Source organism: Streptomyces sp. NBC_00353 (genome assembly GCF_036108815.1).
GTDB lineage: Bacteria > Actinomycetota > Actinomycetes > Streptomycetales > Streptomycetaceae > Streptomyces.
Genome location: NZ_CP107985.1, coordinates 3,570,442 through 3,583,198 on the forward strand (window position 1 = coordinate 3,570,442; position 12,757 = coordinate 3,583,198).

The 12,757-nt window shown below is 66.8% G+C and carries 16 protein-coding genes; 7 read left to right on the top strand and 9 right to left on the bottom strand.

What is annotated here, in order from left to right:
- Positions 1-7: 7 nt before the first annotated feature.
- On the bottom strand, positions 8-175 hold the full coding sequence (locus OHA88_RS16155) for a hypothetical protein (protein ID WP_328626061.1): 168 nt from the start codon (positions 173-175) through the stop codon (positions 8-10).
- Between the two features lie 139 nt (positions 176-314).
- On the opposite strand from OHA88_RS16155, the gene OHA88_RS16160 reads away from it, so the two are divergent.
- Both OHA88_RS16160 and OHA88_RS16165 read left to right on the top strand, forming a co-directional pair.
- Complete coding sequence (locus tag OHA88_RS16160; protein ID WP_328626062.1) at positions 315-2,192, top strand: serine/threonine-protein kinase; 1,878 nt, start codon at positions 315-317, stop codon at positions 2,190-2,192.
- A 209-nt stretch (positions 2,193-2,401) separates the two neighbouring features.
- Entirely contained in the window at positions 2,402-2,824 is a 423-nt protein-coding gene (locus tag OHA88_RS16165; RefSeq protein ID WP_328626063.1) for a hypothetical protein, read from the top strand.
- A 912-nt stretch (positions 2,825-3,736) separates the two neighbouring features.
- Here OHA88_RS16165 and OHA88_RS16170 read toward each other — a convergent pair.
- Both OHA88_RS16170 and OHA88_RS16175 read right to left on the bottom strand, forming a co-directional pair.
- Positions 3,737-4,135 (bottom strand): hypothetical protein, encoded by a 399-nt coding sequence (locus OHA88_RS16170; protein ID WP_328626064.1) that lies wholly within the window; start codon positions 4,133-4,135, stop codon positions 3,737-3,739.
- A 310-nt stretch (positions 4,136-4,445) separates the two neighbouring features.
- A complete protein-coding gene (locus tag OHA88_RS16175; protein ID WP_328626065.1) occupies positions 4,446-4,706 on the bottom strand; it encodes a hypothetical protein in 261 nt (86 codons plus the stop codon).
- A gap of 145 nt (positions 4,707-4,851) precedes the next feature.
- Here OHA88_RS16175 and OHA88_RS16180 point away from each other — a divergent pair, with 145 nt between their 5' ends.
- On the top strand, positions 4,852-5,397 hold the full coding sequence (locus OHA88_RS16180) for a hypothetical protein (protein ID WP_328626066.1): 546 nt from the start codon (positions 4,852-4,854) through the stop codon (positions 5,395-5,397).
- Here the strand turns inward: OHA88_RS16180 and OHA88_RS16185 are convergent.
- Positions 5,390-5,968, bottom strand: coding sequence for a hypothetical protein (locus OHA88_RS16185; protein WP_328626067.1), 579 nt, complete (start codon positions 5,966-5,968; stop codon positions 5,390-5,392). The two genes, OHA88_RS16180 and OHA88_RS16185, sit on opposite strands and share 8 nt — an antisense overlap.
- A gap of 270 nt (positions 5,969-6,238) precedes the next feature.
- Here OHA88_RS16185 and OHA88_RS16190 point away from each other — a divergent pair, with 270 nt between their 5' ends.
- Positions 6,239-6,436 carry a DUF4158 domain-containing protein gene (locus OHA88_RS16190; RefSeq protein WP_328626068.1) on the top strand — a complete coding sequence of 66 codons (198 nt, stop codon included), beginning with the start codon at positions 6,239-6,241 and terminating at the stop codon, positions 6,434-6,436.
- Between the two features lie 375 nt (positions 6,437-6,811).
- Here the strand turns inward: OHA88_RS16190 and OHA88_RS16195 are convergent, their stop codons facing one another.
- Positions 6,812-7,837 carry a right-handed parallel beta-helix repeat-containing protein gene (locus tag OHA88_RS16195; RefSeq protein WP_328626069.1) on the bottom strand — a complete coding sequence of 342 codons (1,026 nt, stop codon included), beginning with the start codon at positions 7,835-7,837 and terminating at the stop codon, positions 6,812-6,814.
- A 218-nt stretch (positions 7,838-8,055) separates the two neighbouring features.
- Between OHA88_RS16195 and OHA88_RS16200 the strand changes: the two genes are divergently transcribed.
- Positions 8,056-8,232, top strand: coding sequence for a hypothetical protein (locus tag OHA88_RS16200; protein WP_328626070.1), 177 nt, complete (start codon positions 8,056-8,058; stop codon positions 8,230-8,232).
- Positions 8,233-8,514: 282 nt separating this feature from the next.
- Here OHA88_RS16200 and OHA88_RS16205 read toward each other — a convergent pair whose 3' ends face one another.
- On the bottom strand, positions 8,515-8,775 hold the full coding sequence (locus OHA88_RS16205; RefSeq protein ID WP_328626071.1) for a hypothetical protein: 261 nt from the start codon (positions 8,773-8,775) through the stop codon (positions 8,515-8,517).
- A gap of 519 nt (positions 8,776-9,294) precedes the next feature.
- On the opposite strand from OHA88_RS16205, the gene OHA88_RS16210 reads away from it, so the two are divergent.
- Together OHA88_RS16210 and OHA88_RS16215 are read left to right on the top strand one after the other, a co-directional pair.
- The gene (locus tag OHA88_RS16210; protein ID WP_328626072.1) at positions 9,295-9,636 is read left to right on the top strand and encodes a DUF6233 domain-containing protein; all 342 of its coding nucleotides are present in this window, start codon (positions 9,295-9,297) and stop codon (positions 9,634-9,636) included.
- Positions 9,637-9,662: 26 nt separating this feature from the next.
- The gene (locus OHA88_RS16215) at positions 9,663-9,890 is read left to right on the top strand and encodes a hypothetical protein (protein ID WP_328626073.1); all 228 of its coding nucleotides are present in this window, start codon (positions 9,663-9,665) and stop codon (positions 9,888-9,890) included.
- A 243-nt stretch (positions 9,891-10,133) separates the two neighbouring features.
- Here the strand turns inward: OHA88_RS16215 and OHA88_RS16220 are convergent, their stop codons facing one another.
- The 3 genes from OHA88_RS16220 to pyrH form a co-directional block, all read right to left on the bottom strand.
- Positions 10,134-11,222: a phosphatidate cytidylyltransferase gene (locus OHA88_RS16220; RefSeq protein ID WP_326605985.1), complete on the bottom strand. Its 1,089-nt coding sequence runs from the start codon at positions 11,220-11,222 to the stop codon at positions 10,134-10,136.
- Positions 11,222-11,779: a ribosome recycling factor gene (frr, locus tag OHA88_RS16225; RefSeq protein WP_030928366.1), complete on the bottom strand. Its 558-nt coding sequence runs from the start codon at positions 11,777-11,779 to the stop codon at positions 11,222-11,224. The genes OHA88_RS16220 and frr overlap by 1 nt, the downstream gene beginning before the upstream one ends.
- Before the next feature lie 182 nt (positions 11,780-11,961).
- Positions 11,962-12,738 (bottom strand): UMP kinase, encoded by a 777-nt coding sequence (pyrH, locus tag OHA88_RS16230; RefSeq protein ID WP_267001329.1) that lies wholly within the window; start codon positions 12,736-12,738, stop codon positions 11,962-11,964.
- Between the last annotated feature and the right edge of the window lie 19 nt (positions 12,739-12,757).

Here is a 12,757-nt window from a genome sequence, read left to right on the forward strand (position 1 = left end):
ACGGACCTCATTGCCGCTTCCCCTCCCGGTTGCCACGCCAGTCGGTGTAAAGGTCAGTGACGATGACGGCGACAGGCGCCAAGAACGTGGACTGGGCGTCGTGCAGGGCGAGGATTGTGCCGGCGGTGAGAACCGCCAAGAAGGCAACGAGGTCCTGGGTCCGATTGCTGCGCATCTGAAGTCTCCGTTCACGATCAGTACGACATCTGTGACGATGTGCACCACGCTCGCGAACAGCCGATTGTTGCGCCAGGTTCAACGGCGTAGCCGAACAGGCGGCAACACCCACCACAACACGAGGGGGAGAGTAGCTGGTGTCGGAAAGTCTGGAGCCGCGGGGAGACCGTCGCACGCTTGAGGAAGCTGCCCTTGCTGATCAGCTGTGTGCGCTGTTCGACAGCCTTGGCATCTCCTACCGTCGTTATGCGGCTGGTCGCCCGTATGACCACTCCACGGTCTACCGCTACCTCAAAGGGGAGCGTCCGCCTACATGGGGCTTCATCCACGACCTCCTGTACGCCGTTGCTGAGGCGCAGGGGACCGTACCGACGGCTGAGGTAATCGGGCTCTTCCGAAAGCTGCACAACGAGGTGCTGAGGGCCGGGAGCAACCCGCAGCACAAGGTGTTGTTCCTCGAGCAACAGCTAGCCGAAGCCCACAGACGGGCTCGCCAGGCCGCGGTCAGAGAGCAATACCTCGCTCAGGCGGTGGAAGAACACCAGAACCGCATCCGGAACCTGGAGATTGGCCACCGCGAACTCGAAGCCACAGCAGCCGCAACGGCTTCTGAGACCGAGGACGAGCGAGCCCAGCTCATTGCCGAAATAGAAGAGCTGAAGGCCAAGCTGGCACGGACCCGCCACCTCCACCAGCAGGCCGAAGAACGCTGCAACCAGTTGGAACGGCAGCTTGCCGAGTCCGAAGCTCAAGCTCAGCTGACATCACCCGCCCTGTCGACTGCACGTGGCAAGACAGACGACGAGCGGAGGGACGCGGAAGATGTAGCAGCCAGCATCGTCCAGGCTGCCGAGCGGGAGGCCGAGGAGCATCGGACCAAAGCACAGCAGGAGTTGCGAGAGCTGCAACGCAGGAAACGGGTCCTGGACGAAGAGTTGTCCCGGAACCTACCGCGCCCTGGTGCACCGCTGCCTCCACGCCTGCTGATGTCGGCCGAGGCGGGCTTCCCCTCAGCGTCAGCTGGCAACGGGCCCGACGGGAGTTCCGACGACTGGGTCGGCGTGCTGGTCGCAGGCAGGTACCGGCTGGAACGCGAACTCGGGCGCGGTGGGATGGGACGTGTGTGGGAGGCGTTGGACACTACAACGGACCGGACAGTGGCCTTGAAAGGGCTGCGGGATGTTCCGGACTCCGATGAGCGGGACGAGTGGGTGCGACGGGCACGACGTGAAGCGCAAGCACTCAGCCGGGTCAAACACCAACACGTCGTCGGGTTCCACAATGTGGTCGAGGAGAGCGGCCAGGTGTGGATCGCGATGGAGCGGTTCGCACCACGCACGCTGGGCGATGTGCTGCGGGAGCAGGGACCGCTGACGGTGATGCATGCGACAGACATCGGGCTCCAGGTTCTCCGTGCGCTGAGGGCGGTGCATGGGGCTGAAGTCCTTCACCGCGACGTGAAGCCGGACAACATCCTGTTTCACGCTGACGGAAGTGCACTGTTGATGGACTTCGGGATCGCCACGTACAGGGGAGCTCCCCGAGTCACTCAGGTCGGCCAGGTCATCGGCGCGCTGGAGTACCTGGCGCCGGAGCTCGTCAGCGTGGATCCAGAGGATCGGCGCCCGGCCTCGGCGGCCTCTGACCTGTGGTCCCTGGGAGTGACGCTTTACGAGATGGTGGAGGGCAGACGGCCCTTTGAGGGAGTGAATGACTACGAAATCCTGCTGGCTTTGCGGGAGTCGCAGATTCCACCCATGCAGTTCGCTGGTCGCCTCGCCGCGCCGATCAGGGCTCTGCTCCACAGAGACCCAACTCGGCGTCCGAACGCCGATGCAGCGGAGAGGCTGCTGGAACTCTCTCGCTACACGAGTACCCCTCCTCGCGGTCTACTGCTAGACGAGATTGATCGAGGGCCGAACGAGTCCTCACGGCCGCCGCAGCAGAGAGACTCCACTGGATCCAGCGGACTCCTTCACTGGTGGTCGCGCTTCCGACGCCGCTCCAGCCAGTAGGCCCGACCCCTTGGACGCAAGCCGCCTCGTCGCCCTGCCAAGCAGATTCCGTCTTACGGGGGTCACGTTCTGAGGGCTGCACAGTCGCCGGCCCGGCGATGGCCCCTGCCCTGCGGACGCACCACCACCGTCTCCGGCACCACCCGCCGAGACAGGCCGGCAGGCTCGCGGGAGTATCCGCTTGTTGGTACCCGACGGCGAGGAGCCTGGTGATCACTCAAGGGGTAAAGGTCACGGCGCGATGCGACGACTGCGGTGGCGTGCTGATACTCGACGTTGGCCAATACATCGACCATGGCCAGCTGTGGTGGGGCACCGAAGGCGCATGCACCGCCTGTCCCAATGGGTGGTGCGAGCAAGACACGGGCGGAGCGACTCCTGAAGACATCAGGAATGCCCTGCTGGTAGAGCATGGGCCTGCACAGCTTCGCCTCGCGGACGACGAGTCGAGCCTCGTCCCCGTCTTGCGAGTCCTGCGCGAGATACTCCGCCTGCCCCTGAGTCAGGCACGTGTGATGGCCAGCGCGCTCCAAGAGACTGGCCTGGTTGGCACGCTGGTCGAGATGGAGCTCATTGCCGACGGGCTGCAACGCCGATCAGTCGCTACAACAATCGAGACATTGGCCGACTGAACCTGTCACGCATCCAGAATGGGCTTGACACCGGTGAGCCAGTGCTCAAGATCTGTTGATCTAAGGCTGCTCGTGACGCTCTTGCCGCTGGGCGTCCCGTTGCTGCACCTCATCCAAGCGCGCGAACAGCCTCTTCCACTCCCTCGCCGCAGCAGCCTTCCGCTGCGCCTGGTCGGGTTTCGTCTCCCGAGGCTTGCGGCCCTTCTTGTCTTTAGGGCCACCGTGATCGCCGCTAGTTAGCTGGACGCGTTTCGCGGTGCCGTCGCGTCGCTGTCGGTCTCCCCTGGCCATACGCGAACGGTACGCGCCGGGAACGGAGGTGAGGCGAGACGATGCATAGGGAGCAGTCTGCGTCGACGTCGAAGCTAGGCAGCCGCAACGTGGATGATCGTCTGGCCCGTAGCTCTGGAAGGTTCAGTCAGCGAGTCATTCTGGGCGCTACGAGACCGCGGGCCGGCCACACGCGCTCTTTGGATGACTCGCTCCAACAAGGCTCCGCACGTGCGTGATTGACAGCCATCGGGCTACCACGCGCATGGATGGGCACTGTCAGTGGCGCGATCTATTGTCGGCCCATGACGCCCAACCCTCGCGCGGTGGAGCCTGGAGACGCTAGCGCGCCGTGCTGCACCCTCAACGGGATCACATCGCGAGCTTCGTCAGGCTGCAGACAGAGGCGACCAACCGGGGCATCATGGTTCACCCTGAGGGTGTACACGCACCTCATGCCGAGCAGTGAAGGCCGTACGCGGAAGGCCGTGAACAGGCTCTACGAGAGCGCCAGCAAGAACGATGACAACCCAGGTACGGCCCAAGCCGCGTAGAACTCAGGCGCGGTAGCGGGACAGCGTTGCGGCCAGGCCCACGGCCTCCGACGCGGAAATCCGGTGTGAGCGACAACTGACACCGGCATCAATCCGCAGAGTCATCGAATAGCGCGGCTTCCATGGCAAGCAAATCCCGGTGACCGAGCTGCGGAACGGTCCAGTCTCGGCTCTGCGCGTGGGCGATGAAAGCAGGGTCGAGCGCGACATGGTGGTGTTCGACGTAGTAGGCGAGGTCGGAATACCACAGCCACTGCCCGTCGGTCAGCAGCGAGAGCCCACCGATGATGGCCCGGTCAGCGCTGAGGACATCGTGCGTGAGACCAGCCGTGGCAGCCAGGACCGCACCGCTGCGGAGATACCGGATCAGCTCACGGGCATGCGGTGGCTCCTCGATGCCCACAGCAGCCCGGAGCGACGGACTGTCCGCCCTGCCGTGCTCAAGCTCTCTGAAGTCACCGACCATAGGGAACTCTTCATCACTCACCCGCCGAGAATAGGGGACCCTGTGGAGCCTGACCCACAGAGATCTCGAACGCGGTCTGACAGCGCCGCACCCAGACCCTCTACCGAAACACCGCTGGCAGAGGGCTTCATGGGTCAGCACGACCTGGTTTCCGGCCTTGATGGCATGCGCGATGGCCGAGCCAAGTTCCGGTGGAGGAGTCGTCAACTTGACGCGGAATTCCTTCTCCTGCACGGATTCGGGCTGAGTCTGCACAATGAGTACGCTCCCTGCTATAGAGCTGATGCAGGGAGCGTAAGCGTCACCAATTGCGGCGGGATAAGTGCGGCAGTTACTCGATTCCGTCAGTATTCAGCCTGTGCAGTCTGGTCCGCAGGAAGTTTCGGGCCTGCTCGATGGTGGCCACCTGACCCTTGTGGCTGTAGCGGCTGTCCGCCCAGGACGTTTTGCCGGACGCGTCGTAGTACAGCTGACCGTCCGCGATCCGGTACCGGCGGGTTTCGGAGAAGTTCTTCTGGCTGGTGCTCGTCGTGTCCTCGAACCCGTCGTTTTGGTCCAGCAACTGCTGGACCACCGCCACCGTAAGACGCATCCCCAACTCCTTCACTGAGTCTGTGCCCCTTGGGCACCCGTGGAGACAGCGTAGTCACGCTGGGTGCTTCGCGAGCCCTCAACTGCGGTGACTGGTCAGGGTGATTGGGGGACATAGGCCCTTTGCCGGATCTAAGCTCCCACACATGTCCTTCACAAATCCTCCACCGCCGCCGCCCTCGTACCCTCCTACGCCTCCACCGCCTCCGGAGCCGCCCAAGGGCCCCGGACTCCGCAAGCTGGCCATCGCCGCGATCGTGGTCGCCGTCCTCGCAGCGGGCGGGGTCGGCTTCGCCATCACGCACCAGTCCGACGGGGGAAACGACTCCTCCGAGGACAACGCGGACGGCTCCGGCGTCCCCGCAAACCAGCCGGACCTGCTGGGGACCTGCATCGCGAGCTGGAACAAGAACAACATGAACAAGGCGGGCGTCGGATCCGTGCAAACCGCAGCGCAGACATCCGCCAAGCCCACGGCCTACGTCCATGTCGGGGCCAATGAGATGTTCCCGGACCGGTGCATGATCACTGTGGCCAACCCCTCCACGATGATCGCCGAGCAATTCGTGCAGGACGGCGGGAGCGGGTGGGGAGTCGCGCCCGCGTGGTACGGGTCCGCCAGCCAGCTAGACGAGTCGGTGATCGACTGGAACGCGAGCATGGCCCAGGACGGGACGATCACCGTCAGCTAGCAGCACGGGCGGGGCGAGGAGACTTCTTTGTCCCGCGCACCGTGTCGAGCACCTCCTGCTGGAACTTCAGCTCGGGCGGCTCGACCTGCAGCTCCGGGTCCAGGTGGGCCGCGATCCGGGCGAGGGTGTAGGCGTCAGCCACGTCGTGGTTCGGCGCCTCGAACTTCCAGCGCATGTACACCGCGAGCATCATCTTGTCCTTGTCGGCCCGGCCAGAGCCGGTGACGAACTTCTTGACAGACGGCGGGGCGACCGCGTGCAGCAGCCTCGGGTGCCATGTCTGCACGAGCGCCAGGCGCATGACGCCGCCCAGCTCGCCCAGCTCCTCACGCTTGAACTTCGCGCCGTAGGCGTACCCCTCGAAGCAGACGGCCCCGACGGTGCCGGCCAGGCGCCGGGCGCCGGCGCCGGCCGCGTCGGGGGAGAAGTCGAACCGCTGGACGTCCGTGTCGCCGGTGGCTGGGGTGTAGGCGACGGCGCAGCCGCTGTAGGACGGGGTCCCCGGAGTAATCGCCGAAAAAACAACGGATATCCCTGACCAGCAGTGATGCTGCCCGCGCCGTACGGGCATCGGCCGCCGCTCTGGACAAGGCCCTGGACTCCGGGCCTGCGCTGAAGGTGCCCGCCGATCTGCTTGACGCGACCGGCTGAGCGTCCGGTGCTCGGGCCCTCGGTCTGGCCGCGTTCGACTGGGGTGCGCCCGACGATGGGCAACGGCGAAAACCGGCCCGGCATTTGGTACGCGGTGATGTCGCCGTTTGCCTGACCGTGCCCCGCCAGGGCTTCTACGGTGTGGCGCACGGTGCCCACGAGGTGTGGGCGGTTGCGGTGGAGGTCCCGGGTGGCGACCCGTGTGTTCGCGGATGACGAGCTGGAACGGCTGCGGCGCTTCCCGGAGATCAATAAGGAAGAGCTGATCCGGTTCTTCACACTGACCCCGGCGGACGTGGGGTTCATCGACCCGGGGCGCGGCCGAAGTGGCGGGCCGGGTCGCTGGCCTGGGGCCGCGTTCTCGATCGGCCCTCTAGCCCGCTGCTGAGCCGTCGGTGGTTGTCGGCGTTGGTCACCACTGAGCGCCCCCGCACGGCCCAGAGACGGCCCGAGCGGGGGCGCTGCCGTGAGCGTCGGAACAGTACCGACCACCGCTTGAGGAGTTCGATCGGGTGTGCGTCTCGGCCCTGTCGAGCGGCCACTTCGTTACGTGACTCCGGCCGTGCCGAGCCGCCGGGTGCCGGGCTCATCCGCCGTCGTTGAGGTCAATCGTGGATGTCCCCCCGTCGCCCCGCCGGCCTCCCGGCCCGATTGCCGCCTCATGGGCGCCGGGCGCACCCGGGACGGGATCCCGGGTGCCCTGCGGGCCCGCTGGTGCGCTGCGGCGTGCCGGCTCAGGGGCCGCCGGCGGGAGGTGGGGAGGTCAGCCGGTGCAGCCGGGGACGCTGCCGGGCGGGAAGCAGTTGTCCGGTTCGTTGTCGCGCACCGTGGACTCGTCCAGCGTCACCGTGCTGAGGTCGACGGCGATGCCGCCGCCGTTGGTTGTCGCGGTGTTGTGCTTCACCGTGGAGTCCTTCAGCGTCACCGGGCCGATGTCGGTGTAGATGCCGCCGCCGAAGTCAGCCGTGTTGCGCTCCACCTCGGAGCCGTTCAGCGTCACCGTGCCGCGGAAGTTGCGGATGCCGCCGCCGCCGAAATCTCTCGCCGTGTTGCGCTCCACCTCGGAGCCGTTCAGCGTCAGCGTGCCGCCGATGTCGTTGAAGATGCCGCCGCCGCCGGTGGTTGTCGCGGTGTTGTGCTTCACCGTGGAGTCTTTCAGCGTCACCGTGCCGAGGTTGCTGATGCCGCCGCCGCGATTTGTCGCGGTGTTGCGCTCCACCGTGGACTCTTTCAGCGTCAGCGTGGCGCCGAAGTCGTTGAAGATGCCGCCGCCGCGGTTTGCCGCGGCGTTGCGCTCCACCGTGGAGTCTTTCAGCGTCAGCGTGGCGCCGAAGTCGTTGAAGATGCCGCCGCCGCGGTCTGTCGCGGTGTTGCCCTCCACCGTGGAGTCTTTCAGCGTCACTGTGCCGCCGGCGTTGCGGATGCCGCCTCCGTCGGAGACCGTGCTGTTGGTGATGGTCAGCCTGTCCAGCCGTACCCGGACGGCTCCGGTGACCGTCACGGTGGAGCCGGCCTGGTTGCCGTCGAGGACCGCGCGCTTCTGGCCGATCAGGGTCAGGTCCTTGGTGATGGTGAAGGGGCCGGTGCACCTCCCCTTCACCCGCAGCGTCGCCCCCGGGGCGGCACTAGTGATCGCGGGCTGCAGGGCTCCGGGGTCGTCCTTGCAGTTCACCACGGTGCCGGCCGCGGCCGGCACCGCCCCGACCGGGCCGACCGCCCCCGCCGTCACCACCACCGCCCCCGCCGCCGCCCATCGGCGCCACACCGCCCGCGCTGTTCGCATGAGCATCCGTCTCCTCCTGTTCCCTCTGTTCAGCGCGCGGGCACGTCCGCGCGCGGCTCGCGTCCTTCTGCAAGGAGAGCGGCCTGAACGCCCCACCGTCAGGCATGGGTGCCCCGGCCGGGCGGAAGCCGCCCCGGAGACGGCCCCGTATCCTCCGAACGACCGGGGACGATGACCGGTACGGCCCACGGGCGGCGGGAAGCGGGCCGCACAGAAGGCGGATCGTGGAGACGGGCAAAGCAGCAGTCCTCACGACCCTGCACGGCATCCCGGCGAGTGTTGAGGAACAGCCTTCCCCCTCGATGATGGAGATCTTGCGGGTGCAGGATGGCCGCATCGCCGGGCTGTGGGGCGTATCGACGCTCAACCGCTCAGCGGACGGCAGCGCAACCTCGGACTGATCACGTGTGGGATGCCCTCTCTATGGCGGGGAGTGGAGGATGAGCTGCTCGAATTCGAGCCAGTAACCCAGGCCGCTGCGCGGCAGCCGTGGAGGCGGGAAAACGGGGCGGCGCCGCCCGGGACGCCGATCTCAGCAGTCACTGTTTTCGGACCAGTCGGGACGGAACGACCGTACTCGGACAGCGGCCGAGATCGCTGGAACGCGAGAGCCGGAGTGCTGATGTCACTTGTCTCACAAGCATTGCCTTCGAGCTCGTCCCAGAGTCGGTCTGCGCCCGTAGTCACTTCGCCTCCTTGAATTCCAGGCAGGACGAGCAGCCGACCCGACCGTTGATGTTGCAGTGGAGTGCGATGTTGGCTGCGCCGCAGTCGCAGATCGCGGCGGCGGTGTCGATGAGCGGTTCGGAGAACGACTCGTCGTAGGTGACGGTGAAGGACTTCGTTCCCTGCGTGGATTTGAAGTCGTAGAAGAACACCGTGCGGTCGACTTCGAGATCCTCGAAGTGCACGCCGAGGTACATGTAGAGCTGGGTCTGCCGCACCGCGGAGGGCAGGGGCCGGCGGAAGTCGCGCCAGAGCCGGGTGAGGGCGGGGAGCTTGCCAAACTCGTCGGTGTCGACGGTGTAGCGCTCCAGGAACTCGGGGCGTTCGTAGCGCAGGGAGCCGAGCCCGAGGGTTTTGATTTCGATGAGCGAGTTGTCGTGCGGGCTGTAGCCGTCGGCGTTGCCTCCGACGGCCCAGAGACGGCCCAGCCACCAGAAGCAGACCCCTCAGGTGCACCAAACGCGCAGGTAGGGGGCCTGCTCTTGTCCGTTCGCTGCCAGTTCTCCGGGCTTAGGCATGGTTCCTCCAGTGGTGCAGACACGCCGTGGTACCAGCGGCCGTCGCCGGGTCAGGCGGGACAAGGCTCGACCGCGACCGGTCGGCATCGGTCGTTGTCGGCGGCCGCCGACGGCTCTCCGACGGCCCACAGACGGCCCGGACCGCGTGCACGACAGTGACCGATCGCACCAAGGGCGAGTGGTACGCACAGCGGCCCACCGAGACCTAGAATCGAATATGTGTCCGAAAACCTCTCTCGTCTGGATCGCCTGCGCATCGTGCGCGAGTGGCAGGCGTACCAGCTCGGCCGAACCGATCGGACCATCGCCGAGCTGGAAGAACGCGAGGCCGCAGCCGCCCGGGCAGCACGCACCCTGCCGCCACCGGCACCCGACTGGAAACTCTCCCTGCTACGCGCAGGCGGCACGTCCCATGCAGACGCCGTCCACACGGGCGACTGCGGCATGGGCGGCAAGAGAACCAAGCCGATGACCCGGGAGCAGGCCCTGCGTGCGCTCACGGAAGACGGCATCACGGCCTGTGCCTACTGCCGGCCGGACAGAGAGCTGGGAGTGCTGTGAACCGCGGACCATCGGAACCTGAGGACATGAGCGAAGCACCCATCGTCATCCACCGCACAGCCGGAACCGGTGGCCGGCGCGTGACGATCCGCGCCCAGGTCGCGGGCCTCGCTCGCAGCGACAACGACGTGATCGAGTTCTTGCGCCGCGCCGGCCTGCCCGACGCCGGTGACGTGCTTGACGACCCACGATGGGTGCAGTGGCAGGGCGGCCGCCCACACGAGTACGGCGCGGCCTCTGTCGATTGTCGATGAGCCTGCCGGCCCTCTCGGCCCGCAGCCGTAGGTAGACCCCGCAGCAACGTCCGAGTCGGGACACGGGACAGGTGGGCCGACACCTGCTTCAGGAGTTCGATCCCCGGTCGGCTACTTCTGAGCCCCCGGGCTCAGGCATGGTTCTTGCAGTTTCGCAGACGGAAGAGTGAGGGTCCGTCGCCCTGTGGGCGACGGACCCTCACTGGGAAAACCGCAGGTCAGAATGGGTGGCGACGCGACTGTTCAGCTGGAGCCGACGAAAAGCACCAGCAGCAGCCAGACCACCGGGGCCGTCGGCAGCAGCGAGTCCAGCCGGTCCATGATCCCGCCGTGTCCCGGCAGCAGCGTGCCCATGTCCTTGATCCCGAGATCCCGCTTGATCATGGACTCGCCCAGGTCGCCGAGAGTGGCGCTGGCGGCGACGGCGAGGCCGAGCAGCAGACCCTGCCACCAGGTGCCACCGTCGATCAGGAACTGCATGCACAGCGCACCGGCGACCATCGCGAAGGCGACCGCCCCGAACAGGCCCTCGCGGGTCTTGCCCGGGCTGATCCGCGGCGCGAGCTTGTGCTTGCCGAAGCGCCAGCCGACGGCGTACGCCCCCGTGTCACTGACCACGGTCAGCAGCAGGAAGGTGAGGACCCGCTGCGGCCCGTCGTCCGCGCTCAGCAGCATCGCGACGAAGGTGGCCAGGAACGGTACGTAGAACGCGGCGAAGACCCCGGCCGTGACGTCCTTGAGGTACCCCTCCGGCGGTTCGGTCATCCGCCAGACGAGCACCGCCAGGGCGGTCAGCGCCATCGCGACCCACGCGCCCTCGGCGCCCCGGACATAGCCGGCCACGATCATCGCCGCGCCGCCGACCGCGAGCGGCACGAGCGGCGCCTTGATGCCCTTGCGCTCCTCGAGCCGGGAGGTGAGCTCCCAGAGGCCGACGACGACGGCGATCGCTATCACGCCGATGAAGACGGCCTTGACGATGAAGAGCGAGGCGACGATGACGGCACCGAGCCCCACGCCGACCCCTATGGCGGCTCGCAGATCACGGCCCGCACGTTTCTTCTGCGGGGGCGGCGGGGTGGACATGGGCTCCTGCGGCTTCTCGTCACGGAACAGGGGACCACCGCCCCGGCGGGCGGCTCCCCCGTCCCGCTCGTCACGGTCGTCACGGTCGTCAGCGTCTCTACCTGCGTCGGGAACGTCAGGCACGATGGGCATGGGCCGAGTGTGCTGGGCGTCATGCACATCGTATGCAGGACCCGCCGGAGCAGCCTGCATCTCGGGCGCACCCCAGTAGCCGGCCTGCGGGGCGCCCCAGGAAGAGTCGTTCATCAGACTTCGAGCAGCTCGGCTTCCTTGTGCTTGAGCAGCTCGTCGACCTGCGCGACGTACTTCGCGGTGGTGTCGTCGAGCTCCTTCTCGGCGCGGCGCACCTCGTCCTCGCCGGACTCCTTGTCCTTGACCAGCTTGTCCAGGGTCTCCTTGGCCTTGCGGCGGACGGCCCGGATCGAGATCTTGGAGTCCTCGGCCTTCGTCTTCGCGACCTTGATGTAGTCGCGACGACGCTCCTCGGTGAGGTCCGGGAAGTTCACCCGGATGATATTGCCGTCGTTGCTCGGGTTGACGCCGAGGTCGGAGTCGCGGATCGCCTGCTCGATGTTGCGCAGAGCGCTCTTGTCGAACGGCGTCACGACGGCCATCCGCGGCTCGGGAACCGAGAACGAGGCCAGCTGGTTGATCGGGGTCAGCGCGCCGTAGTAGTCGGCGACGATCTTGTTGAACATCGCCGGGTGCGCACGGCCGGTCCGGATCGCGGCGAAGTCCTCTTTCGCGACCACGACGGCCTTCTCCATCTTCTCCTCGGCCTCGAGGAGGGTTTCTTCGATCACCACGTGCTCCTGCGTGTCTAGAGTGGGCCCGGCTTGCTTCGGCCCGGCGGGTCCTGCGTCGCGTCCTCACCTGCACGGTGTCCGACCGGCAGGCCGTTGTCCATCCTTCGGGGCCCCTCCAGGAGTGTTCCCGGAGAGCCCCGGGACTGCACCGGGATCCCCCGGAACCGTCCCCCCGGTTCTCAGGCCCGGGTGCCCTGGTCGCTCACGAGCGTGCCGATCTTCTCACCCTTGACGGCACGGGCGATATTGCCGGCCGCAGTGAGCTCGAAGACAAGGATCGGCAGCCGGTTGTCACGGCAGAGCGTGATGGCGGTGGCGTCGGCGATCTTGAGATCGCGGGCGAGCACCTCGCTGTACTCCAGAGCGTCGAATTTCACCGCGTCGGGGTTGGTCTTGGGGTCGGAGTCGTAGACACCGTCCACACCGTTCTTGCCCATCAGCAGACCCTCGGCGTCGATCTCCAGGGCGCGCTGGGCGGCAGTGGTGTCGGTGGAGAAGTACGGCATGCCCATACCGGCACCGAAGATGACGACGCGGCCCTTCTCCAGGTGGCGCACGGCGCGCAGCGGGATGTACGGCTCCGCGACCTGGCCCATGGTGATGGCGGTCTGGACCCGGGAGTCGATGCCCTCCTTCTCCAGGAAGTCCTGGAGAGCGAGGCAGTTCATGACCGTGCCGAGCATGCCCATGTAGTCGGAGCGCGCCCGGTCCATGCCGCGCTGCTGGAGCTCGGCACCGCGGAAGAAGTTGCCGCCGCCGATGACGACCGCGATTTCGGCACCGCCCCGGACGACAGCCGCGATTTCCCGGGCGATGGCGTGTACGACGTCGGGGTCGACACCGAGACCCCCGCCGCCGGCGAACGCCTCGCCGGACAGCTTCAGCATGAAGCGCCCGGGCACCTTGCCGTCCTCGCGCTTGTGGTCACCTTTTGCGGCGTCCGCGCCCTTGTTCATGGAGTTTCTCCTCGTGCAC

Coding starts and splice junctions, on each gene's coding strand:
- OHA88_RS16155 (WP_328626061.1), bottom strand. CDS start 175: ATGCGCAGCAATCGGACCCAGGACCTCGTTGCCTTCTTGGCGGTTCTC.
- OHA88_RS16175 (WP_328626065.1), bottom strand. CDS start 4,706: ATGCGTCTTACGGTGGCGGTGGTCCAGCAGTTGCTGGACCAAAACGAC.
- OHA88_RS16180 (WP_328626066.1), top strand. CDS start 4,852: ATGTCCTTCACAAATCCTCCACCGCCGCCGCCCTCGTACCCTCCTACG.
- OHA88_RS16185 (WP_328626067.1), bottom strand. CDS start 5,968: ATGCCCGTACGGCGCGGGCAGCATCACTGCTGGTCAGGGATATCCGTT.
- OHA88_RS16195 (WP_328626069.1), bottom strand. CDS start 7,837: ATGCTCATGCGAACAGCGCGGGCGGTGTGGCGCCGATGGGCGGCGGCG.
- OHA88_RS16215 (WP_328626073.1), top strand. CDS start 9,663: ATGAGCGAAGCACCCATCGTCATCCACCGCACAGCCGGAACCGGTGGC.
- OHA88_RS16220 (WP_326605985.1), bottom strand. CDS start 11,222: ATGAACGACTCTTCCTGGGGCGCCCCGCAGGCCGGCTACTGGGGTGCG.
- pyrH (WP_267001329.1), bottom strand. CDS start 12,738: ATGAACAAGGGCGCGGACGCCGCAAAAGGTGACCACAAGCGCGAGGAC.